Source organism: Ornithinimicrobium sp., from assembly GCF_051004135.1.
GTDB lineage: Bacteria > Actinomycetota > Actinomycetes > Actinomycetales > Dermatophilaceae > Ornithinicoccus.
In genome coordinates, this window is sequence record NZ_JBPCKQ010000133.1 from 1 (window position 1) to 20,952 (window position 20,952).

19 protein-coding genes are annotated in these 20,952 nt (G+C 71.0%); 8 read left to right on the plus strand and 11 right to left on the minus strand.

The genetic code is table 11. From position 1 onward, the window contains the following. Nucleotides 1-129 precede the first annotated feature (129 nt). Nucleotides 130-1,002, minus strand: coding sequence for an ABC transporter ATP-binding protein (locus ACR2FV_RS08575; protein WP_434015273.1), 873 nt, complete (start codon nucleotides 1,000-1,002; stop codon nucleotides 130-132). 143 nt (nucleotides 1,003-1,145) lie between these two features. Here ACR2FV_RS08575 and ACR2FV_RS08580 point away from each other — a divergent pair, with 143 nt between their 5' ends. The 4 genes from ACR2FV_RS08580 to ACR2FV_RS08595 all read left to right on the plus strand — a co-directional run bounded on the left by ACR2FV_RS08580 (nucleotide 1,146) and on the right by ACR2FV_RS08595 (nucleotide 5,026). Further along, nucleotides 1,146-1,748 (plus strand): hypothetical protein, encoded by a 603-nt coding sequence (locus ACR2FV_RS08580; RefSeq protein WP_434015274.1) that lies wholly within the window; start codon nucleotides 1,146-1,148, stop codon nucleotides 1,746-1,748. Next, on the plus strand, nucleotides 1,724-2,320 hold the full coding sequence (locus tag ACR2FV_RS08585) for a sensor histidine kinase (protein ID WP_434015275.1): 597 nt from the start codon (nucleotides 1,724-1,726) through the stop codon (nucleotides 2,318-2,320). The genes ACR2FV_RS08580 and ACR2FV_RS08585 overlap by 25 nt, the downstream gene beginning before the upstream one ends. After that, on the plus strand, nucleotides 2,313-2,927 hold the full coding sequence (locus ACR2FV_RS08590) for a response regulator (protein ID WP_434015276.1): 615 nt from the start codon (nucleotides 2,313-2,315) through the stop codon (nucleotides 2,925-2,927). Before ACR2FV_RS08585 ends, ACR2FV_RS08590 begins: the two co-directional genes overlap by 8 nt. A gap of 242 nt (nucleotides 2,928-3,169) precedes the next feature. After that, complete coding sequence (locus ACR2FV_RS08595; RefSeq protein ID WP_434015277.1) at nucleotides 3,170-5,026, plus strand: acyl-CoA dehydrogenase; 1,857 nt, start codon at nucleotides 3,170-3,172, stop codon at nucleotides 5,024-5,026. 103 nt (nucleotides 5,027-5,129) lie between these two features. Here ACR2FV_RS08595 and ACR2FV_RS08600 read toward each other — a convergent pair whose 3' ends face one another. The 3 genes from ACR2FV_RS08600 to ACR2FV_RS08610 form a co-directional block, all read right to left on the minus strand. Then, on the minus strand, nucleotides 5,130-5,375 hold the full coding sequence (locus ACR2FV_RS08600) for a DUF6458 family protein (RefSeq protein WP_434015278.1): 246 nt from the start codon (nucleotides 5,373-5,375) through the stop codon (nucleotides 5,130-5,132). A 103-nt stretch (nucleotides 5,376-5,478) separates the two neighbouring features. Continuing rightward, nucleotides 5,479-6,279, minus strand: coding sequence for a carbon-nitrogen family hydrolase (locus tag ACR2FV_RS08605; protein ID WP_434015279.1), 801 nt, complete (start codon nucleotides 6,277-6,279; stop codon nucleotides 5,479-5,481). Nucleotides 6,280-6,298: 19 nt separating this feature from the next. Continuing rightward, nucleotides 6,299-8,296 (minus strand): cytochrome c oxidase assembly protein, encoded by a 1,998-nt coding sequence (locus ACR2FV_RS08610; protein WP_434015280.1) that lies wholly within the window; start codon nucleotides 8,294-8,296, stop codon nucleotides 6,299-6,301. A 27-nt stretch (nucleotides 8,297-8,323) separates the two neighbouring features. Here ACR2FV_RS08610 and ACR2FV_RS08615 point away from each other — a divergent pair, with 27 nt between their 5' ends. Together ACR2FV_RS08615 and ACR2FV_RS08620 are read left to right on the plus strand one after the other, a co-directional pair. Then, nucleotides 8,324-9,214 (plus strand): maleylpyruvate isomerase family mycothiol-dependent enzyme, encoded by an 891-nt coding sequence (locus ACR2FV_RS08615; protein WP_434015281.1) that lies wholly within the window; start codon nucleotides 8,324-8,326, stop codon nucleotides 9,212-9,214. Between the two features lie 76 nt (nucleotides 9,215-9,290). Further along, a complete protein-coding gene (locus tag ACR2FV_RS08620; protein WP_434015282.1) occupies nucleotides 9,291-9,851 on the plus strand; it encodes a hypothetical protein in 561 nt (186 codons plus the stop codon). Nucleotides 9,852-9,933: 82 nt separating this feature from the next. Here the strand turns inward: ACR2FV_RS08620 and ACR2FV_RS08625 are convergent, their stop codons facing one another. The 5 genes from ACR2FV_RS08625 to hisC all read right to left on the minus strand — a co-directional run bounded on the left by ACR2FV_RS08625 (nucleotide 9,934) and on the right by hisC (nucleotide 15,183). Next, on the minus strand, nucleotides 9,934-10,335 hold the full coding sequence (locus tag ACR2FV_RS08625; RefSeq protein ID WP_434015283.1) for a hypothetical protein: 402 nt from the start codon (nucleotides 10,333-10,335) through the stop codon (nucleotides 9,934-9,936). A gap of 4 nt (nucleotides 10,336-10,339) precedes the next feature. Beyond that, complete coding sequence (locus ACR2FV_RS08630) at nucleotides 10,340-11,833, minus strand: dihydrolipoamide acetyltransferase family protein (protein WP_434015284.1); 1,494 nt, start codon at nucleotides 11,831-11,833, stop codon at nucleotides 10,340-10,342. A 63-nt stretch (nucleotides 11,834-11,896) separates the two neighbouring features. Continuing rightward, entirely contained in the window at nucleotides 11,897-12,886 is a 990-nt protein-coding gene (locus tag ACR2FV_RS08635) for an alpha-ketoacid dehydrogenase subunit beta (protein WP_434015285.1), read from the minus strand. 9 nt (nucleotides 12,887-12,895) lie between these two features. After that, nucleotides 12,896-14,077 (minus strand): pyruvate dehydrogenase (acetyl-transferring) E1 component subunit alpha, encoded by a 1,182-nt coding sequence (gene pdhA, locus ACR2FV_RS08640; RefSeq protein ID WP_434015286.1) that lies wholly within the window; start codon nucleotides 14,075-14,077, stop codon nucleotides 12,896-12,898. Beyond that, complete coding sequence (gene hisC / locus ACR2FV_RS08645; RefSeq protein WP_434015287.1) at nucleotides 14,074-15,183, minus strand: histidinol-phosphate transaminase; 1,110 nt, start codon at nucleotides 15,181-15,183, stop codon at nucleotides 14,074-14,076. Before hisC ends, pdhA begins: the two co-directional genes overlap by 4 nt. A gap of 62 nt (nucleotides 15,184-15,245) precedes the next feature. On the opposite strand from hisC, the gene ACR2FV_RS08650 reads away from it, so the two are divergent. Next, nucleotides 15,246-15,644: a phage holin family protein gene (locus ACR2FV_RS08650; protein WP_434015288.1), complete on the plus strand. Its 399-nt coding sequence runs from the start codon at nucleotides 15,246-15,248 to the stop codon at nucleotides 15,642-15,644. Next, the gene (locus tag ACR2FV_RS08655; RefSeq protein WP_434015289.1) at nucleotides 15,634-16,356 is read left to right on the plus strand and encodes a dienelactone hydrolase family protein; all 723 of its coding nucleotides are present in this window, start codon (nucleotides 15,634-15,636) and stop codon (nucleotides 16,354-16,356) included. The genes ACR2FV_RS08650 and ACR2FV_RS08655 overlap by 11 nt, the downstream gene beginning before the upstream one ends. Here ACR2FV_RS08655 and ACR2FV_RS08660 read toward each other — a convergent pair. Beyond that, nucleotides 16,284-19,553, minus strand: coding sequence for a DUF3604 domain-containing protein (locus tag ACR2FV_RS08660; protein WP_434015290.1), 3,270 nt, complete (start codon nucleotides 19,551-19,553; stop codon nucleotides 16,284-16,286). The genes ACR2FV_RS08655 and ACR2FV_RS08660 overlap by 73 nt on opposite strands. A 197-nt stretch (nucleotides 19,554-19,750) precedes the next feature. Further along, nucleotides 19,751-20,950: an aromatic ring-hydroxylating oxygenase subunit alpha gene (locus ACR2FV_RS08665; RefSeq protein WP_434015291.1), complete on the minus strand. Its 1,200-nt coding sequence runs from the start codon at nucleotides 20,948-20,950 to the stop codon at nucleotides 19,751-19,753. Nucleotides 20,951-20,952 lie beyond the last annotated feature (2 nt).

Below are 20,952 nucleotides of genomic sequence, written 5' to 3' on the forward strand. Positions count from 1 at the left end.
CCCCTCGCATTCGGGGCGGCGCAGGGGTTTTTTTTCACCCCTTGTCGGAGGGGGCCTGTTCGAGAGAGGGGGGGGGGGGTTCCCCCCAACCCCCCCCCCCCCCGCGCCTCCTGCGGCGACTAATTCACCTCACGGTGCAGCACTCGCCATACCCCGATGGCCATGGGCACCGCTACCCACAGGACCACCGAGACGCCTAGCTGTTGCCACTCCTGCGTCGAGGGCTCGACTCCGCGCGGGATCGGCCTCCACGCGCAGGCCCTGGTCCTCGTGCACCGGGGCCAGGCCCTCCTTGGTCAGAGCCTGCTCAAAACGCTCGTCGTCGATGCTGTGCACGAAGGTGCCGGAGGGACGCAACAGATCCTCGGTCTTCCCGCCGGCCACGATCTTGCCCCGGCCGATGACCAGGATGTCGTCGGCGATCCGCTCGATCTCGTTGAGCAGGTGACTGGACAGCAGCACCGTGCCGCCCTCGGCGGCGAACCTGCCGAGCAGGTCGCGCATCCAGCGGATGCCCGCGGGGTCCAGCCCGTTGGCCGGCTCGTCCAGGATCAGCACCTCGGGGTCGCCGAGCAGCGCGTGCGCGAGGCCTAGGCGCTGCCGCATACCGAGGGAGTAGTTGCGCACCCGGCGAGTCGACGCCCTGCGAGACAGCCCGACCACGTCGAGCATCCGGCCGACCCGGCGGGAGGGCAGGCCCATGGTCAGCGCCCCGAGCGCGAGCACTTCGCGGCCGGTGCGGCCGCCGTGCTGAGCCGAGGCGTCGAGCAGCACTCCGACGTGCCGGCCGGGGTTGGTGAGGGAGGCGAAGGGTTTGCCGAGCACGTGGGCCGTGCCCGAGGTGGCCGGGGTGAGGCCGGTCAGGATCCGCATGGTCGTGGACTTGCCGGCACCGTTGGGCCCCAGGAAGCCGGTGACCCGGCCGGGCTCGGCGGTGAACGTCACGTCGTCGACGGCGGTGAAGTCGCCGTAGCGGCGCACCAGGTTGGTTGTCGTGATCATGCGGACCACTCTGGGCCGACCGCTGGGTCCGGCACATCGGCCGTGGGTCTAGAGCCACCCCCTACCAAGGTATGTCGTCTCACCGGCCCCTCCCCTGCCGAAGGTGGACGCGCAGGGCCGCGACCTCGGCATACAGTCAGGGAGTGAGCCGATCTCTGCCCGCAACCACGGTAGCGGGCGAGGCGTGGCGTATGGGTCTGGTCACCGTGCTGGGGTTCTTCACCTACGGCATCGTGCTGGTCGCCGCTGCCGACGAGCTCTCCGCGCCGTCGTGGTGGATCTGGCGGGACCCGCTGCTGGGCGTGATCGCCATCGTGGCGCTGCTGTGGCGGCGACGGTTCCCGGTCCTGATCGCCATGCTCACGGCCGGCTGCACCATCTATTCGCTGGCGGCAGCTCCGGCTGCCGGGCTGGCCTTGGCCTCACTGGCCACCCGGCGCCGGTGGCGTGAGCTGGTCCTGCTGCTCCCCCTCTGGCTGGCCGCGGCCCTGACCGCTGGGTGGCTCGTCCCCAACGACACCGAGGCCAGTCTGGCCACGGCCCTGATCACCCAAGCCGCAGCCTACGCAGCCTTCACCGGATCGGCGCGGCGATCGGGGCACGACGGGACACCCTCACCGCGCTGCGGGAGCGGGCGGAGACCGCCGAGCGCGAGCAGGGTGAGCGGGTCGCCCGCGCCCAGGCCGACGAGCGGGCCCGGATCGCGCGCGAGATGCACGACGTGCTGGCCCATCGGATCTCACTGATCGCCATGCACTCCGGGGCGCTGGCCTACCGCACCGATCTGCCCCGCGACCAGGTCCAACAGACGGCCGAGCTGCTGCGCGACAACGCCGACCGCGCGGTCACCGAGCTGCGCGAGGTGCTCGGGGTGCTGCGCGGCGAGGGCGAGCCGGAGCAACCCGTCGGGCCGCAGCCGGCCCTGCGCTCCCTGACCGACCTGGTCGAGGAGACTCGTGCGGGCGGCACCGAGGTCGCCCTGGGCGTCGACCTCGACGGGGGTGCGCTGGGGACGGTTCCGAGGACCGTGTCACGACACGCCTACCGGGTGGTCCAAGAGGCGCTGACCAACGCGCGCAAGCACGCTCCGGGCATGCCCGTCGAGGTCGAGCTGACCGGCGGCCCGTCCCGAGGGCTGAACTTCCTGGTCCGCAATCCGCCTGCCCCCTACGGTGCAGCCGCGCCCACATCCGAGTCCTCCGGTATGGGGCTCGTCGGCCTGCGGGAGCGGGTCACCCTGGGCGGCGGCCGGCTGGCCTACGGTCCCGACCGGGCCGGTAGGTTCGTGCTGCACGGTCGCCTGCCGTGGGATGAGTGAGGTGAGTGCGGTGGACGTCATCCGGGTGGTGCTCGTCGACGACGACGCGTTGGTGCGCACCGGGTTGCGGCTGATCCTCGGCGGTGCAGAGGACATCGAGGTGGTCGGGGAGGCACAGGACGGCCGCGCCGGGGTGGAGCTCGTGGCCCGGCATACACCCGACGTGGTGCTGATGGACATCCGGTTGCCACGGCTCGACGGCATCGCGGCCACCAGGGAGGTGCTGGCCGCCGACTCAGGTGCCAAAGCGATCGTTCTGACCACCTTCGACACCGACGAGATGGTGGTCGAGGCCCTGCGCACCGGAGCCCGGGGCTTCTTGCTGAAGTCCACCCGCCCCGAGCGGCTGGTCGAGGGGATCCGCGCGGTCGCCGCCGGCGAGCCGATGCTGTCCCCGAGTGTCACCGCGCAGCTGATCAACCGGGTGACCTCGCCTCGCGACACAGCCGATCCCGGGCAGCACCCGGCACAGGACGCCGCACGATCCCGTCTCGAGGACCTCACCGAGCGCGAGCGCGAGGTGGCGATCGCCGTGGCGCAGGGTCTGAGCAACTCCCAGATCGCGCTGCTGGTGCACGACGCCGGCCTCATCTCCCCCGCCGACTGACCGCCACACCCCCTTCTGCCACCCCAGGACTCGGACGGATCCAGCGCCGAGTCAGTGCGGCGTCTGCAGCAGCTCCAGGGGCATCCCGGAGACCGACGGGTCAGCTGTGAGGACGACATGCTGAGGCAGGACCCTCGTGGCCTAGCGCCTGACCAGTGGGTTCGCTTGCCAAAGCGAGGCCGCACAGGTGACACTGTTACCGATCAGTAGGTACTGTCGGTATCGGACACGTGAGGGCGCTGATGAGCCACTACAAACCCAACGTGCGGGACCTGGAGTTCACCCTCTTCGAGGTGCTCGGCCGGGATGAGGTGCTGGGCCGGCCGCCGTTCGAGGACATCGACGCCGAGACCGCCCGCGACGTGCTGCGCCAGGTCGCCCAGCTGGCGCAGGAGCGCCTGGGGCCGAGCCTGCCCGAGTCCGACCGCAACCCGCCGGTGCTCGACCGGACCACCGGCGAGGTGAGCATGCCGGAGTCGTTCGTGACGGCATACCAGGAGTATCTGGACTCCGAGTGGTGGCGCCTGGAGCTCTCCCCCGCCATCGGCGGCAGCGCCGCACCGCCCTCGCTGACCTGGGCGGTCGCCGAGCTGATCCTCGGGTCCAACCCTGCGATCAAGTTCTACTCCTCCGGCTTCACCTTCGCCGAGATGCTCTCCCGTCTCGGTACCCCCGAGCAGCAGCACATCGCCCGGCTGATGGTCGACCAGCGGTGGGGCGCGACCATGGTGCTGACCGAGCCGGATGCCGGTTCCGACGTGGGGGCCGGGCGCGCCAAGGCGGTGCAGGCCGACGACGGCACCTGGCACATCAGCGGGGTCAAGCGCTTCATCACCTCGGGCGAGGCACCGTTCTACGACAACGTGATGCACTTCGTGCTGGCCCGGCCCGAGGGCGCCGGGCCTGGCACCAAGGGGCTGTCGCTGTTCCTGGTGTCCAAGTTCGACTACGACCCGCAGACCGGCGAGCTCGGCGAGCGCAACGGTGTCGAGATCGCGAGCATCGAGCACAAGATGGGGCTCAAGGTCTCCACCACCTGCGAGGTGCGCTTCGGGGAGCAGGCACCGTCCAAGGGGCTGCTGGTCGGCGAGGTGCACGACGGCATCGCGCAAATGTTCCGGATCATCGAGTACGCCCGGATGCTGGTCGGCACCAAGGCAATCGCCACGCTGTCGACCGGCTACCTCAACGCCTTGGACTATGCCAAGCAGCGGGTGCAGGGCGCCGACCTCAGCCAGATGGCCGACAAGAGCGCGCCACGGGTGACGATCACGCACCACCCCGACGTGCGTCGCTCGCTGATGCTGCAGAAGGCGTATGCCGAAGGGCTGCGGGCGCTCGCGCTGTGGACCGCGACGTTCCAGGACACGGTCAACGCCGCCCAGACCGCCGGGGGCGGCGAGGGGTTGGCGCCCGGCAGCGAGGCACACCTGGCCCAGCGCGTCAACGACCTGCTGCTGCCGCTGGTCAAGGGCTGCGGCTCCGAGCGGGCCTGGGTGCTGCTGGGCACCGAGTCGCTGCAGACCTTCGGCGGCTCGGGGTTCCTGGAGGACTACCCGCTCGAGCAGTACGTCCGGGACGCCAAGATCGACAGCCTCTACGAGGGCACGACGGCCATCCAGGGCCTGGACTTCTTCTTCCGCAAGATCGTCCGCGACCGCGGGGAGACGCTCGGGCACGTGGCGCAGCAGATCCTGGCGCTGGTCAAGGGTGGCGGCGGACAGGACGGCCTGGCCACCGAGCGGGAGCTGCTCGGGGCCGCCCTGCAGGACTTCCAGGGGATGGTCGAGTTCCTCACCGGCAAGACCATGACCGCACGGACCGAGCCGGAGGCGGTGTATGCGGTGGGCCAGCAGACCACGCGGCTGCTGCTGGCCGCCGGTGACCTGGTGATCGGTTGGCTGCTGCTGCGACAGGCTGAGGTGGCGCAGGCCGCGCTGGACCGGGGCGCCACGAGCGCGGACACCGACTTCTACACCGGCAAGGTGGCTGCGGCGCGGTTCTTCGCCCGCACGGTGCTGCCCCGGCTGAGCTCGGACCTGGCCGTGGTCACGATCACCGACAACGCGCTGATGGACGTGCCCGAGTCGGCCTTCTGACCCCCGCGGCCGCGGCACAGCTGCGCACCCCGAGCCAGAAGGCCGACTTCCGGCGTCATGTATGACGCTGGAAGTCCACTTTGGGGGCTGGGGGTGGGGTCGGTCAGTAGCCGCGGTCGTCGTAGCCGCGGTCGCGCCGGTCCACCTGGTCGCGCCGATCCACGACCTCGCGGTGCGTGGTGTTGCTGCGCTGTTGGGTCGAGATGAGGCCGAGGATCAGCGCGAGGGCGCCCGCGCCCAGCAGGATGAAGCCGATCAGCTCGACGTCGACTCCCTGCACCGAGTAGTCGACGGCGAAGGCCAGGATCGCCCCCACGACGATCAGGAAGATCCCCAGTCCGATGCCCATGTGCTGCCCTTCCGTCGGTGCGCGCACCTGATGTGCCCGCCGCGCCTGCGTCCACGGTATCCCGAAACGCACGAATCGTCGGGTCTTCACCCCCGAGCGAACCTCACAGCCGCCGGTCGCCCAGCACCGGGAACCGCTCCCGCCAGGCCCCCACGAGCTCGGGGTCCACCTCGACGGACAGCACCTCCTGCCCGGTTCCGGCTTCAGCCAGCACGACGCCAGTGGGGTCGACGACCACACTGTGCCCGCCCATCTCGGTGCGGGCGTGGGTGCCCGCGGTGTTGCACGCGATGACGTAGCACTGGTCCTCGATCGCCCGCGCTCGCAGCAGCGTGCGCCACGCCTCGACCCGCGCCGCCGGCCAGGCCGACGCAATGACGAACGCCTGGGCTCCCGAGTCGAGCTGGGCCCGGTAGAGCTCGGGGAAGCGCAGGTCATAACAGGTCGACAGGCCCACTCGCAGGGTGTCGGCCGGTGCGGGCAGGTCCACGACCACGATGTCGGTGCCCGCCTCCATCAGCTTGGGCTCGCCCTGCCCGAAGCCGAACCGGTGGATCTTGCGGTAGGACGCACACGGCAGACCGTCCGGGCCGAGCACTACCGAGGTGTTCCACAGTCCGTGCCCGTCGGGACCCGTCTCCCCGGGTCGCTCGACGATCGAGCCGGTATGCAGCACCGCCCCGATCTCGCGGGCCGCAGCGGCCAGCGTGGTGGTCACCTCGCCGTCGACCTGCTGCTCGCGGCCGGTCCAGGCGCGGTAGTCGAACGCGCCGGCGCTCCACAGCTCGGGCAGCACGACCAGGTCGTGCCCCCGCTGGGCCCGGACGAGGTCGGTGACCCGGGCGGTCCGCTCGCGCAGCGACTCGTCGTCGCCGTAGGACAGCTGGATGATCGCGACCCGCATGCTCGGCACCTTAGCCTGGTCAGTCCCGCTGACGTCCGGCCAGGGCGGCCAGCCGTGCGTTGTAGGCGGCGAGCTCGGCGTCGTCGTCACGCTCGGCAGCCCGGTCGCTGCGCCGGGCCTCCCGGTCGTCGCGACGCATCCAGTCGAGGGTCACCAGCATCGCGAGCAGGAGCGTGGGGATCTCGCCGATCCCCCAGGCGATCATCCCGCCCAGCTGCTGGTCGCCGATCAGGTCGGTCAGCCAGGGCAGGTCCAGGGTCTTGAAGAAGCCCGGCGCCAGCAGCCAGGTGCCGGTCATCAGCGCCAGACCGAAGAAGGCGTGCGCGGCCAACGTCGCCATGAGCACCAGCAGCCGCAATGGCGGGGACCACTTCGGCGGACCCGGATCGGTGCCGATCAGCGCCCACACGAAGGCATAGCCGGCCAGCAGGAAGTGCACGATCATGAGCACGTGCCCGGTGTGCGTGGTCAGCGCCAGCTCGAGGGCGTCGGTCCAGTAGAACCCGACCAGGCTGCCGAAGAAGAGCACCGCCGCGACGACGGGGTTGGCCAGCACGGCGGCATACCGGGAGTGGACAAGGCTCAGCAGCACCTCGCGCGGCCCCAGCGTCTTGTCTGGTCGGCTGGGCAGAGCGCGCAGGGCCAGGGTGATCGCCGCGCCGGGGACGAGCAGGATCGGGACGGCCATCATCAGCGACATGTGCATCACCATGTGCATGGAGAACATCACTCGGCCGTAGGCCCCAGGTGCTCCCGACGTGGTGTAGATGAACAGCAACCAGCCGAGCATCCACATCGTCGTCCGCAGGGCCGGCCAGGCGTCGCCGCGGTCTCGGAGGCGCTGCACCCCCGCCGCATACAGCCCCATCGCCAGCACCGCGACGATCAGGAAGAGCCAGTTGGTCTGCCACACGGTGAGCAGCTCGGTCGGGCCCAGCGGGGGTGGTGCCGGGTAGCCGGTCAGCGACACCGCGTTGCTGAGCGCGAAGCTGCTGGAGGTCTCGGGCGGGGGCGTGCGGCCCAGCGCGACCGCCAGACCGACGGCGAGACCCATGACCGCGAGCTCGACGGTGGCCAGTCGTGCGAAGGCTCCTGGGCGCTGGAGTCCGCCGGCCAAGATGCGACGCCGGTGGGCATAGCCGAAGCCCCCCAGCGCCATCAGAGCCAGCACCTTGGCCCAGATGAGCAGGAAGTATCCCGTCGTCAGGTCACCCAGATCATCGACCTGCTCCACCGCGAAGAGCGTCCCGGAGCCGGCGACGAGCACGAAGCACCACAGGGCCAGAGTCGAGAAGCGTTGCACCGTGATCGCCAGCGCCGAGCCCAGTGCGGGACGCAGCAGCAGCACCGCGAGAAGACCGCCGAGCCAGACGGTGATCCCGAGCAGGTGCAGCCCCAACGCAGTGACGGCGGTCTCGTGGCCCTCGGTGCCGCTCGCGTGCCCGGTGTAGGAGATCGGCACCAGCGTGGCGACACTCAGCGCCGTGGTCCAGGCCAACCCGGCCCGGGTGCGAGCCACGAACGCGCAGCCGCTCAGCACGGCAGCCAGAACTACCTCGATGGCCCCCAATCGCACCGTCTCGAGGGCGATCAGGTTGGCCAGGAGGTCAGAAACCAGGCCGGGGGAGCCCACCGGCAACCCGGCGATCTCGCTGAACCCCAGCACCAGCAGCACCGCGGCGGTGATTGCCCACAGGGCCGCCGTCCAGCCGGCGCCGCGCGCGGCGAGCTCCCTGCGCCGCGTGTGTCGACCTTCGGGGCTCAAGAATGCCCCCACGACGAGCATGCCGACCGTGGCCGCGGCCGCCAGATCGTGCACCACCCCGACCAGCACCTGCCCCCAGCGCACCACCGGCCCGGCGTCGGCGAGCAGCACCGGCTCGGTCGCCCCGCTCAGGGCAGCCGCGGGCAGCGCAACGACCAGCGCTGCGAGCAGGACGACGCCCGCCGGGAGCCATCGCATACCCTCGGCCGGACCGGAACCCGCCCGAGCAGCGGAGGCGAGCGGAGACGACACTGCTCCATGCTAGATACCCTGGCTGACATGACGTTGCACCCCGCTGCCCCCGAAGAGCTCCCCGACCTGGTCGAGGGCTATCGGCAGGCCATGCGCTCGATGATCGACCTGGGCCGCTCCGCCCCCGCGGACACGAAGGAAATCCCCACGACCTGCCCGGGGTGGAGCGTGCACGACCACCTGGGCCACATCGCCTCGTTGGAGACCTACTTCGACGGTGGTGACTACCCCAAGGTCCAGGTCGGCGACACCTCGCACGTGCGGAGCACGTTCGGGATGTGGATGGAGTATGGCGTGCAGGCCCGGCGTGACGTGCCGACCGAGCAGGTGGTGGACGAGCTGGAGACCCTGCTGCACAACCGGATCGCCAGCCTGAGCAACCCCGACCTCACCCTGGAGTCCCCGGTCCGCGGACCGATGGGCAAGGAGATCACCCTCGGCGACCTGATGGAGCGTCGGCTGGTCGACATCTGGGTGCACGAGCAGGACATCCGGGAGGCGCTGGGCCGGATCGGCAACCTGGACAGCCCCGCGGCTGCGGTGTTCATGGACCGCATCGTCAGCTCCTTCCCCCGCATCGTCGCCAAGCGCCTGGAGCTGCCGGCGGGGCAGTCCGTGATCCTGGAGAGCACCGGTCCGGTCACGGGTCGGGTCGGGGTGCGTATGGTGCACGGTCCCGACGGCGAGGTGGTGCCGCACCCGCTGTTCTCCGGCGACCGCGACACCGCCGCCGGTGACCAGGCCGACCAGGAGGGGCATCCGGACGAAGAGGTGGTCACGACCACGATCACGCTGTCGACCGACGCCCTGACCCGGCGGGCCGCCGGGCGACGGAGCACCGAGGACACGGCATACCGGGTGGTCGGCGACGAGGACGTCGCGCGAGCCGTGCTCGACGCGCTGGTCATCACGCCCTGAACCGTCCCGTCGACGCCCGGCCTCGGGCACACTGGAACCCCGCCGACCGTCCGATCACGAGGAGCCTCAACCCCGCATGAAGAAGACCACTTTCATCGCCGCTCTCGGACTCGTCCTGTCGGCCGCTGCGTGCACGACCGAGGATCCGACACCACCAGGGGAGATCGTCGAAGGCGGCGCCTCCACCGACCGGGTGGGCGACGTCGCCGAGCAAAGCGTCGGGCCTGTTCTCGGGGACGGCGAGCAGGCGTCCGCGCTGGAAGACGACCCCGCAGACTTCGCCGAGCCGGAGCCTGGTGCGGAGCCCGTCTGCATCGAGCTGTTCGAGGGTGACGCACCGCTGATCGGCAAGATCGGGCCGGACCGCGGCCTGATCGCCATCGGCGAGACCATCGAGGAGTCGGAGTTCGAGCAGATCTCCACGCTGCGGGATCGGCTGGTCGCCCTGGCCGCCGAGGGGACCGCCGAGCAGGCGCGCGCCATCGAGCAGCTCAACGAGCCCTTCGTCCAGGCCGTCGACGCGGTCGAGAGTGACGAGGGTCAGGACCCCGCGAGCGGGGAGATCGTCCTCCCGCAGCTCGACGTGTCAGGCTCCAACGCCGCCCAGGACGAGCTCGCGCTCGCCTGCGAGGGCTGACCTGACCCGGCCACCTCCGCGAGCTTGCCGGTCACTCGACTGGTGCCGTGCTCCTGCTTCGCGCGCTGCGTCTCAGGATGGGTCAGGACGAGGCTCGACCGTGCCACCACAGGGAGGCGACGAACGCCACGACGACCAGCATCGTCGCCCCGGCCACCCACAACCCGGTTGTCCAGTCCACGACGAGGGACAGCAGCACGCCGAGGCCGGCCAGCCCGAGCGCGGCCTGGCCGGCAGTGCGCGTGGCGAGCACCTGAGCCCGCCGCTCCCGCTCGTCGGCCTCGACGCCAGTGAGCAGCCGCGCCCCCGGGGTGAGCCGACGCGAGACCGACTGCAGCACGGCATACCCGAGCAGGATCCCGGCGCCGATCAGCCCGGCTCGGGCATTGCCCCGGGAGACACCCAGGACCAGGACCGCGACCGCGCCGACCAGACAGATCGCGCCGAAAAGCCGGTCCTTGAGCGGGACCCGACGACGCGCCACGGGCTCAGCCCCACACGAGCGCGCGGCTCGGGTCCTCCAGCAGGGCGGCCAGGTCGGCGAGGAAGCGGGAGCCGAGCTCACCGTCGATCAGCCGGTGGTCGAACGACACGGCGAGCTGGGTGATCCAGCGCGGCACGATCTCCTCCTGGCCATCGGCGCCGGTGACCACCCACGGCTGCCGGCGCACCGCACCGAAGCAGACGATCGCCGACTCGCCGGGGTTGATGATCGGGGTGCCGGTGTCGACACCGAAGACCCCGACGTTGGTGATCGTGATCGTGCCGGCGGACATCTGGGACGGCTGGGTGCGGCCCGCGCGCGCGGTGGCCACCAGGTCGGCCATCGCCTGCGCGAGCTGGAGCAGGTCCATCAGGTCGGCGTCCTTGATGTTGGGCACGATCAGCCCGCGGGGGGTCGCCGCCGCGATGCCCAGGTTGACGTAGTGCCGCTGCACGATCTCCTGCGCGTCGTCGTCCCACATCGCGTTGACGCCCGGGTTGCGGCGCACCGCGATGACCAGCGCCTTGGCCAGGATCAGCAGCGGACTGACCTTGAGGTCGCGGAACTCACGGTCGGCCTTGAGCCGCTCGACGAGCTCCATCGTGGCGGTCATGTCGAGCGTGACGAACTCGCTGACGTGCGGCGCGCTGAACGCCGAGCCGGTCATCGCCTGGGCGGTCATCTTGCGCACCCCCTTGACCGGGGTGCGGGTCTCGCGCTCACCCGAGCGGTCGAAGGACGGCGGGGTGTATGTCGTGCGCTCGCTGCCCGGGTCCGCCGCAGGAGCCTCGCCGCCGGCCGCGGGCCGGTCGGAGCCCGCCGGTCCGACCCCGGCCGTGGGGGCCTGAGCGGGCGAGTGGCCCGAGCCGGGGTCTCCCGTGCTCGCGGCCACCAGGTGGGCGTCGACGTCGGCCCGGGTGACCACGCCGTCCTCCCGGGTCGGCCGCACCTGGGTCAGGTCGACCCCCTTGTCCTTGGCGTACTTGCGCACCGGGGGCTTGGCCTTGGCCTTGGGGCGCTCCGGCTCGGGCTCCGAGGTCTCACCGGCGGCGCCGCCCGATCGCCGGCGGCGACGCTGCGTCGAGCCCTCGGACGGCCCGTAGCCGACCAGGTTGGCCTCGCGCTTCGGCTCCTCGGGCGGCTCGGGCACCAGGTCGTCGGGATCGCCCTGCTCGCTCTCGGCCGTGGTCTGCACATCCTCGGACTCGGCCGTGCCGGTGGCCTGGTCCTCCTGCGCCCCGGCCGCCTGCCCTCCCCCGCCCGAGCCGTCGTCGATGTCGATGATCGGGGTGCCCACGTCGACCGTGTCGCCCTCGTCGGCCAGCAGCGCCGTGACCGTGCCGTCGAAGGGGATGGGCAGCTCCACCAGGGACTTGGCGGTTTCGATCTCGACCACGATGTCGTTGGTCTTGACCGTGTCGCCGGCCTTGACCTTCCAGGTCACGATCTCGGCCTCGACCAGGCCCTCACCCGGATCGGGGAGCTTGAACTGCGGCACGGTGTCTCCTTCTCGCGGTCAGTGGGCGGGCAGGTCAGTCATCCAGCGCATCGGTGCACGACATCAGTAGGCCAGCACGCTGTCCACGCCGTGCAGCACCCGGTCCAGGTCGGGCAGGAACTGCTCCTCGTGCCGGCTCGGCGGGTAGGGGATGTTGTAGCCGCCGACCCGGAGCACCGGCGCCTCCAGGTGATAGAAGCACTCCTGCTGCACCAGTGCCGCGACCTCTGCCGCCACGCTGAGGAATGTCGGGGCCTCGCTGACCACCACGGCCCGGCCGGTCTTGGTGACCGAGGAGGTGATGGCCGGCAGGTCCAGCGGCGACAGCGAGCGCAGGTCGACCACCTCGAGGTCGGGGCCGTCCTCCAGCTCGGCAGCCTGTGCCGCCGCGAGGCACACCTTGACCATCGGGCCATAGGCCAGCAGCGTCGCGTCGCTGCCGGGGCGCCGGACGACAGCCTGGTGCAGGTCGTATGGCGCGGCCTCTCCGAGCTCGATCTGCCCGCGCTCGTGGTAGCGCCGCTTGGGCTCGTAGAACACCACGGGGTCGTCGCTGGCGATGGCCTGCTGCAGCATCCAGTAGGCGTCCTCGGGCGTCGTGCAGGTCACCACCCGCAGCCCCGCGGTGTGCGCGAAGTAGGCCTCGTTGGACTCGCTGTGGTGCTCCACCGCCCCGATGCCGCCGCCGTAGGGGATCCGGATCACGATCGGCAGCTTGAGCTTGCCCAGGGACCGGTAGTGCATCTTGGCGACCTGGCTGACGATCTGGTCGAAGCCGGGATAGACGAAGCCGTCGAACTGGATCTCGATCACCGGGCGGTAGCCGCGCAGCGCCAGCCCGACGGCCGTGCCCAGGATGCCGGCCTCGGCGAGCGGGGTGTCGATGACCCGGTCCTCGCCGAAGTCCTTCTGCAGGTGCTCGGTGATCCGGAAGACGCCGCCGAGCTTGCCGACGTCCTCGCCCATCAGCACCACCTTGGGGTCGTCCTCCATGGCCTTGCGCATCCCGGCGTTGAGCGCCTTGGCGATCGTCATCTTCTGGGTCTGGCTCATCGCTGCCGCTCAGTCCTCGTGCTCGAAGCCGGCCTGGTATGCCGCGAAGGCCGCGGCCTCACGCTCCACCAGGGGGTGCGAATCGGCATACACGTGCTCGAACATTTCCTCGTGCGGCGGGTCGGGCATGTGCTGGCACTCCCGGCGGATCCGGGCGGCCAGCCCGTCGGCTTCGACCTTCAGCTCCTCGAGCCACTTGTCGTCGACCAGCCCCTGGGCCAGCAGGTGCTTGCGCAGCCGGTCGACCGGGTCCTTGGCCTTCCACGCGTCGACCTCGGCCTCGATGCGGTACTTGGTCGGGTCGTCGGAGGTGGTGTGCGCGCCCATCCGGTAGGTGAACGCCTCGATCAGCGTCGGCCCCTGCCCGGACCGGGCCCGATCCAGGGCTGCGCGGGTCACGGCATACGTCGCGAGGACGTCGTTGCCGTCGACCCGGACGCCGGGGAAGCCGAAGCCGCGGGCCCGCTGGTAGGGCGGGATCGTGAACTGCCGGTCGTTGGGCTCGGAGATCGCCCAGTGGTTGTTCTGCACATAGAACACGACCGGCGCCTGGGCCACCGAGGCGAAGACGAGGGCCTCGTTGTAGTCACCCTGGGCGGTGCCGCCGTCGCCGGTGAACGCCATCACGGCCGTGTCGCGCTCGGGGTCGCCGGTGCCGACGTCGCCGTCGCGCTGCACCCCCATGGCGTAACCGGTGGCGTGCAGCATCTGGTTGCCGATGACGATGGTGTAGAGGTGGAAGTTGTTCTCCGCGGAGTCCCAGCCCCCGTGGTTGACGCCGCGGAACATCCCGAGCAGGTTGACCGGGTCGACGCCCTTGCACCAGGCGACGCCGTGCTCGCGGTAGCCGGGGAAGGCGTAGTCCTGGCGCCGCATCGCCCGGCCCGGCCCCACCTGCGCCGCCTCCTGCCCCAGCAGGCTGGGCCACAGCCCCAGCTCGCCCTGGCGCTGCAGCGCGAAGCCCTCGGCGTCGATGCGCCGCACCAGCACCAGGTCGCGGTGCAGTGAGCGCAGCAGGTCGTCATCGACGTCGTCGAGGTATGCGGCGTACGGCTGGCTCGCCTCGGTCGGCTCGATCCGGGCGCCGTCGGCGGTGAGGAACTGCACCATGTCGGGCCCGCCGTCGGTGATGTCGGCAGCCGGTGGCGCGTGACCGTCGGTTCTCGTGGTGGGCTCTGCGCGCTCGCTCAACGTTGCCCCGCCGTCCTCAGGTAGTTGTCGGCGACCTCGATGAGCAGGTCGTTGGCCTCGGTCTCGCCGATGGTGCAGCGGCAGCCCTCCCCCTCGAAGGCGCGCACGGTCAACCCGGCGTCCTGCGCGACCGCCGCGAACTCGCCGGCCCGCTCGCCCAGCGGCAGCCACACGAAGTTTGCCTGCGTCTCCGGCACGCTCCAGCCCTGGCCGTTGAGTGCGTCGAAGACGCGGGTGCGCTCGCCGATGATGGCCTTGACCCGCACCTCGAGCTCGTCGTAGGCCGCGAGGCTGGCGATGGCCGCCTGCTGCGCGATGTCACTGACCCCGAACGGCGTGGCCGCCTTGCGCAGGGCGGTGGCCACTGATGCGGGCGCCACGGCATACCCCACCCGCAGCCCGGCCAGGCCGTAGGCCTTGGAGAAGGTGCGCAACACGCAGACGTTGGAGTAGTCGCGCTGGATGGCCAGGGCGTCGGTGCAGGCGTCGTCGGTGCAGAACTCCAGGTAGGCCTCGTCGATGACGACCAGCGTCTCGGCGGGGATGCGGTCCAGGAAGGCCCGCAACTCGGCTCCGCGCACCGCCGGGCCGGTCGGGTTGTTGGGGGTGCACACGACCACGAGCCGGGTCCGGGCGCTGACGGCGTCGGCCATCGCGTCGAGGTCGTGCCGGGCGTTGGGAGTGAGCGGGACCTGGACGGAGGTGGCACCGGCCAAGGCGACCACGATGGGGTAGGCCTCGAAGGAGCGCCAGGCGTAGACCACCTCGTCGCCGGGGTCGCAGGTGATGTTGACCAGCTGGCCCAGCACCCCGACGCTGCCGGTCCCTGTGGCGATCGAGTCGAGGGCCACGTCGAAGTGCTCGGCGATGGCATTGGTCAGCTCGGTGACCATCATGTCGGGGTAGCGGTTGACCGACTGGGCTGCTCTGGTGATCGCCTCGAGCACCGAGGGCAGCGGCGGGTAGGGGTTCTCGTTGGAGCTGATCTTGAACGCCGCCGGACCGGCACCGCGCGCAGCCGGCTTGCCCGGTTTGTAGGCCGGCACGCTGCGCAGGGTCCGCCGCAGCCGCACCGGCGACTCCGGCGGTGTGGTCTCCTCGCTCATGCCGACACACTATCGCCGCCCGCGCACAGCGCCTGTCCAGGGCGTCGTGCCACGATGGCGACGTGGAGTCGTTCCTGGTGCGGGTGGTCGTCAACGGCATTGCGCTGTGGGTGGCCTCCCTGCTGATCCCCGGCATCGCGTTCGGCGGTGAGTCCACGCTGGCCAACGTGTTGACGATCGGCGCGGTCGGCCTGGTCTTCGGGGTGCTCAACGCGGTCGTCAGACCGGTCCTGTTTGTGCTGTCCCTGCCGCTGCTGGTGCTGACCCTCGGGCTGTTCACCTTCGTGCTCAACGCCATCATGCTCATCCTGACGTCGTGGCTCTCCGGGGCCCTCGGTCTGGCCTTCGAGGTCACCGCCTTCTGGTGGGACGCGGTCCTCGGCGCCCTGGTCATCACGATCGTGTCGCTGATCCTCAACCTGTTCCTGCCTGACGCAGAGGGAGCACCCCGTGACCGCTGAGCCCACGACATACCAGGTCCCGACGGACGACGGGCCGATGCCCGCGCTGCTCTGGCAGGGCGACGGTGCCCCCGGGCGGCCCGGCCTGGTGGTGATGCAGGAGATCTTCGGGCTCAGCGACTACGTGCGCGACCGGTGCGCCGACCTGGCCGAGCTGGGGTATGTCGTGCTGGCGCCGCAGATCTACTGGCGGATCGGCGGCGACGTGGTCACCGACGACGACCCGGACATGATGGAGCGGGCCTTCGGGTTGATGCAGGCCGCCGACTGGGACACCGCCGTGGCCGACGGCGCCGAGGCGGTGCGCGAGCTGCGCCGGGTCGTCGGTGATGTCCAGGTCGGGGTGCTCGGGTTCTGCTACGGCGGTGGCCTGGCCTACGCCGCCACCGCGGCGTTGGACGATGAGGCGCCGGACGCGCTGGTCAGCTACTACGGCTCGGCGCTGCCGCAGCTCGTCGAGGCGGGGGTGGCTGTCGAGGTCCCGAGCCTGCACCACATCGGCACCGCCGACGACTATCTGCCGATGGCGCAGGTCGAGCGGATCCAGGAGTGGGTCACCGACGCCGGTGCCCGCCAGGACGTCGAGGTGCAGCTGCACGACGGCGCCGGGCACGCCTTCGACAACCCGCACCCGATGTTTCACCACGCGCAGGCCTCAGCGGTGGCCTGGGTGCAGACCAAGGACTGGCTCGCCGCCCACCTCCCCACCTGATTAGTTAGGGACTCTGCGCGCCCCCCCCCCGGTTTTGCTCGGGAGTCCGCGCGGGGCGGCAGCACCCAGATCGGCGAGGACCAGGCCATCTCGCCGTCGACCAAGTAGAGCCGCACGTAGTAGAAGGTGGCCGCGTGGGCGGCGCCCCGCTCGGCAGGGGGCGGGTCGGTCCACTCGACGTCCAGCTCCCGCACGCCCAATGACGTCAGGCCCCCCACCGACGGCTGCAGCCGCAGCTGGCCCAGGGCGTGGGCCGGACCGGGTATGTCGAGTGCGCCGTCCCGCGCGAGCGTTTCGCTGATCTCGGCGAGCGTCGCCCGCAGCACCCGCTCACCGGCAAGCACCTCGACCTGCGCCTCCGGTGGACCGACCAGCGTCGTCTCCACCGCCCCTCGCTGCGCGCCGTACGGCTCACCGAAGCTGTGCGTGGTGGCTTGCCAGCTGACCTGTGTCTCGTCGACCGCGACGACCTCGGGGCTCCAGAACGGAGTGCTCAGCACCCGTCCACCACGGATCCGCAGCGACCCGTCCCAGACCGTGGCCCCCTGCGCCTGTCCCCACTCGACGCGCAGCCCCACCGCCATCTCACCGGGCCCGGTCACCTGCGGCGACACCGTGTGCACCAGCTCGCCGTCGCGCACCACCTCCACCCGGGCCAGATCGGCATACCCGCTGGCCCGGATGCTCAGCTCGCACGCGCCGACGATCACGGCCTCCTCCCCCAGGAAGGCGTGCCCGGACTCGCTCCCGCTCATCCGCACGTCCAGCGTCACGTCCCGGGTGGTCGCCGCGAACGTGCGACGGGCCTGCAGCGCCCCGAAGACCTCGGCCCGGTCCAGCGAGCGCGCCCAGGCCCCGACATAGCTCGCACCGTGCCCGTGGTCGGAGGAGCCGACGAAGCCGAAACGGTGGCCCCGCAGCAGCCCGTCGAGGGTGAACGTGCCGGTGGCGGTGCCGTCGGAGTACTGCCGGAAGCAGCGGTCCGACTCGTAGTTGCCCCGGCAGGCCTGGAAGATCTCGACCAGCCGGCTGAACTGCGGATCGTGGTAGTCCCAGTCGTTGTGGACCATTGCCGCTCCGGGGTGGTGCGGGATGGTCATCGCCGGGTATGCCGGGTGCTCGGCGAGCGCCTGCCACAGGCCGGCCGGGTCGGTGGTCCCGTCGGCAAACGCGGAGAAGCTCGGCGCCCCCCGCGCGACGTCGCCGAAGATCACGTTCTGATGCCCGGTGGCCGCCGAGGTCCACTCGAAGCCGTAGAGCGGCACGAACACCCCAGGGATGTGGAACAGGTCCGCGATCTTCTGAATCCCCCACCACTGGTGCTCCGAGGAGTTCTCCGCATGGTCGGTCACCGCCCAGAAGTCGTAGTCGCACACGTCCCAGGCGTAGCGGTAGAAGTCCTCCAGACTCGGCTCATCGCCCGAGGTGCACCGGCTGACCAGGGAGTGCCGGTGCAGGTCACCCCAGTAGAGCGTCATCTGCTCACCGTCCACGTATGTCGTGTGCCGGGTCCGCTCGGGCCGGTCCGCCCAGCGCCGGGCCTCGGTCCGGTCGGCGGCGTGGACGATGCCGGCGGTCGCCGCAGTCTCTTCGGACGGCGTCCAGACCGGGCCGGCGGACGACATACTCGCCAGCACGATCTGGCCCAGCCCGTGGATGCCGTGCCAGATGACCGCGCCGTGGTGCTCGTAGAGGTAGGGGCACTCCCGGCCGCCGAAGCCCTCGCTCCAGGTCAGGGCCCGCTCCAACCGGCGGTCCATCTGGGCGGCCAGCACGAGCCCGTCCGGGCGGGCCGCCACGGAGGGCTCCTCGAGCGTCCCGTCGGTGCCGCTGAACGTCACCGGCGGCTCCCACCCGTCGGGACCGAGGACCTGCGCCGCGACCTCCCAGTAGTACGTCATCAGCGGCAGCCGGCGGTGCACCCGGTAGGCCACACCCAGCCCGCCGTCGGCGGTCGCGACCAGCTTGGGCAGACCGGAGGGCACGACGTCGAGCCCTCCGGCAAGATCGCCGGGTGCGGCCCGGATGCCGTCGTCGAGCACCTCGACCACCCGGATGCCCGCGGCGACGTCGGGCAGCAGCTCCGACGGCACACTGGCGCCCGACGCACGCACCCCGTCGATTACCGCGGGGTCGGCGCCCACCTCGGCGACCGGGCGCAACCGGGTCGGCCCGCTGCCGCCGTGGGCGTGCACGGTGATCAGGTCGAACGCACACCACAGCCGGCCGTCGGTGGTCACTGCGAGGCTGGGGTGCAGCGCGTAGTCGCTGCCGCTGGTCAGCGGCCGCGGCTCCGTCAGCGTCCCGTAGGCCGTGACGGTGCGCAGCACGACCCGGTAGGAGCCTTCGGCATACTCCGACCAGGCGTATGCCGTGCCGCCGCCGGGCAGCGCCGTCACCGCTGGGTCCCACACGTTGCCGTCGATCCCGGCGCTGACGACCCGGGTCGGACCCCAACCGTCTGACCCGTGGCCGCGAGCGAAGATCGCGAAGCGCGAACCTTCTTTGGCCTGCCAGCACACCTCGAGACCGCCGTCGGAGGTGATCGCGACCTCTTGGTTGAACGACGGGTGCTCGGTCTGACTGACCGCCTCAGGCTCCCCCCACCCGGTGTCGCTGCGGCGGTGGGCCCACACGGCGACGTGGCCGGTGCTGGGATCCCGGCGACCGACGAAGATCCAACAGGTGCCGGTGCCGTCGATGGCGGCCACCGGGCGGAACAGGTCGACCGGCTCGGTGCTCACCTCCTCGACCACCACGCTCTCGTCGACGGCGGCTTCCTGGGCGCCCCTGCTCCGTGGGGTCGCCAGCCGCGCCCGAAGCACCTCACCCCGCTCGGGCACCCACTCGAGCCAGGCGCTCAGTGTCGTTCCGTCCGGATCGCTCACGATCGAGGGACGGGCCGCGCGGGCCGACTCGGCCACCCACTCCACGCCTTCGCGGGCCGGTGTCGGCAACGTCGGGGCCTTCGCCAGCAGCCGCTCGGCACCGGCGATCTGCTCGGCGACCCGGCCCTGCCCCTCGTCGACCCACATGTAGCGCATCGGGTCGGGGTCGAGGTAGGCCTCGGTCGCGCGGACGTCACGGCCCGCGTTGATGGCCTCGCTCATCGCCCGGTTGAAGGCGAGGACCAGGTCGAGGTCGCGCCGCTGCGCCGGGGTGTAGTCGCCGGAGTGGTGGTCGAGTCCCCCGCACATCCCCCCATGGTGATGTGCTAGGGACATGACACGCCTCCACCACGTTTTGCTAGGGACATGGCACGCCTCTGTCACAATTTGCTCGAGACACTGCAGCGTCGGGGCGCTCGATCACGGGTCGCACGGTCGCTCCTTCCTCAACGCCCCCTCTCGCGCAACCTACGGCCTCAGGTCCCCTCGGCGCCAGCCTCTGGGGTCTAGGCGCTGCCCTCGGCCAGGGCTCGCGCGTACCAGCTGTGGAAGGCCCCAACCGAGCCCTCCGTCACCGTCGACAGCGGGCCGGGCAGGTATCCACGCGACGCCGCACCGGCGTGGTTCTGCTCGCACAGCACCCAGTCCTGCTCGGAGGTCGCTACCCAGACCTCGGTGAGCTCCGCGAGGTCGTAGTCGGCGCCCTCCACCGCGTCGTCCCGCACGAGGAACGTGACGTCGACAGCTGTCAGGGCCGGACTGATCGGGGTCAGCCGGGTCGTCATCGCGTAGTCGGCGTTGGCGTGCGACCAGGAGTTGGGCAGCGAGATCACCCGCAGGCTCCCGACGTCTGCACCGTCGAGCGCACCGAGCACCGGCGCGACGAGCCGGCCGCTGAGGCTCTCGGTCAGATAGCCGTCCCGCAGTGGCAGCCGGGCCACCCGGAAGGATCCGCCTGCGTCGAAGCTGACGTCGAAGGGTGACAGCCCCTGTGCCGTCCAGCTCGCCCGACGAGAGGCCAGCGTCGCCTCATACCTGCTGTTAGTCCGCGAGTCCCCTGACCCGCCCAGATCGTAGTTGGACTGGCAGAACTCCGGGTGGTTGGCCCGGCAGTGGTAGCACTCCCGGTTGTTCTCGACCAGCATCTTCCAGTTGGCCCGGACGTCGTAGTGCAGGCGCGCGGCTACCTTGGTGCGGTCCAGGCGGTGCGGTCCCAGCTGGGGACCGATGGCAGCCCGCGCGTGGTCGAAGGCAGGGGCCTCCTGGTCGAAGCAGACGAAGAGCAGCCCGGCCAGCTCACGCAGGTGCACCGGTCGTAGGCCGAGCTGATCGCGCGATAGGTCGCTGCCCATGTGCGGGGCGCCGCGCAGCGAGCCGTCGAGGCCGTAGGTCCACTGGTGGTACGGGCAGACCAGCACCCGCTCGGACCCGCAGCCGTCCGGGCGCAGCCGCGAGCCGCGGTGCCGGCATACGTTGTGGTGTGCCTGCAGCGATCCGTCCTGGTCGCGGGTCACCACGACCGAGTCCCGCCCTACGCTCCACGTCAGCACGGCACCCGGCTGCGGCAGCTCAGCGGTCGAACCCAACAGCAGCCAGCTGCGGGCGAAGACCCGCTCCATGTCAAGGTCGAAGATGTCCTGGTCCACGTAGTCACGCTGCGGCAACGAGTAGCCCGGCATCCAGGTCGTCGTCTCGGTTACGGTCATGA

Excerpts from the sequence above, each read along its gene's own strand:
- ACR2FV_RS08575 (WP_434015273.1), bottom strand. The coding sequence starts at position 1,002 with ATGATCACGACAACCAACCTGGTGCGCCGCTACGGCGACTTCACCGCC.
- ACR2FV_RS08590 (WP_434015276.1), top strand. The coding sequence starts at position 2,313 with ATGAGTGAGGTGAGTGCGGTGGACGTCATCCGGGTGGTGCTCGTCGAC.
- ACR2FV_RS08595 (WP_434015277.1), top strand. The coding sequence starts at position 3,170 with ATGAGCCACTACAAACCCAACGTGCGGGACCTGGAGTTCACCCTCTTC.
- ACR2FV_RS08600 (WP_434015278.1), bottom strand. The coding sequence starts at position 5,375 with ATGGGCATCGGACTGGGGATCTTCCTGATCGTCGTGGGGGCGATCCTG.
- ACR2FV_RS08605 (WP_434015279.1), bottom strand. The coding sequence starts at position 6,279 with ATGCGGGTCGCGATCATCCAGCTGTCCTACGGCGACGACGAGTCGCTG.
- ACR2FV_RS08615 (WP_434015281.1), top strand. The coding sequence starts at position 8,324 with ATGACGTTGCACCCCGCTGCCCCCGAAGAGCTCCCCGACCTGGTCGAG.
- ACR2FV_RS08620 (WP_434015282.1), top strand. The coding sequence starts at position 9,291 with ATGAAGAAGACCACTTTCATCGCCGCTCTCGGACTCGTCCTGTCGGCC.
- ACR2FV_RS08635 (WP_434015285.1), bottom strand. The coding sequence starts at position 12,886 with ATGAGCCAGACCCAGAAGATGACGATCGCCAAGGCGCTCAACGCCGGG.
- hisC (WP_434015287.1), bottom strand. The coding sequence starts at position 15,183 with ATGAGCGAGGAGACCACACCGCCGGAGTCGCCGGTGCGGCTGCGGCGG.
- ACR2FV_RS08660 (WP_434015290.1), bottom strand. The coding sequence starts at position 19,553 with ATGTGCGGGGGACTCGACCACCACTCCGGCGACTACACCCCGGCGCAG.
- ACR2FV_RS08665 (WP_434015291.1), bottom strand. The coding sequence starts at position 20,950 with ATGACCGTAACCGAGACGACGACCTGGATGCCGGGCTACTCGTTGCCG.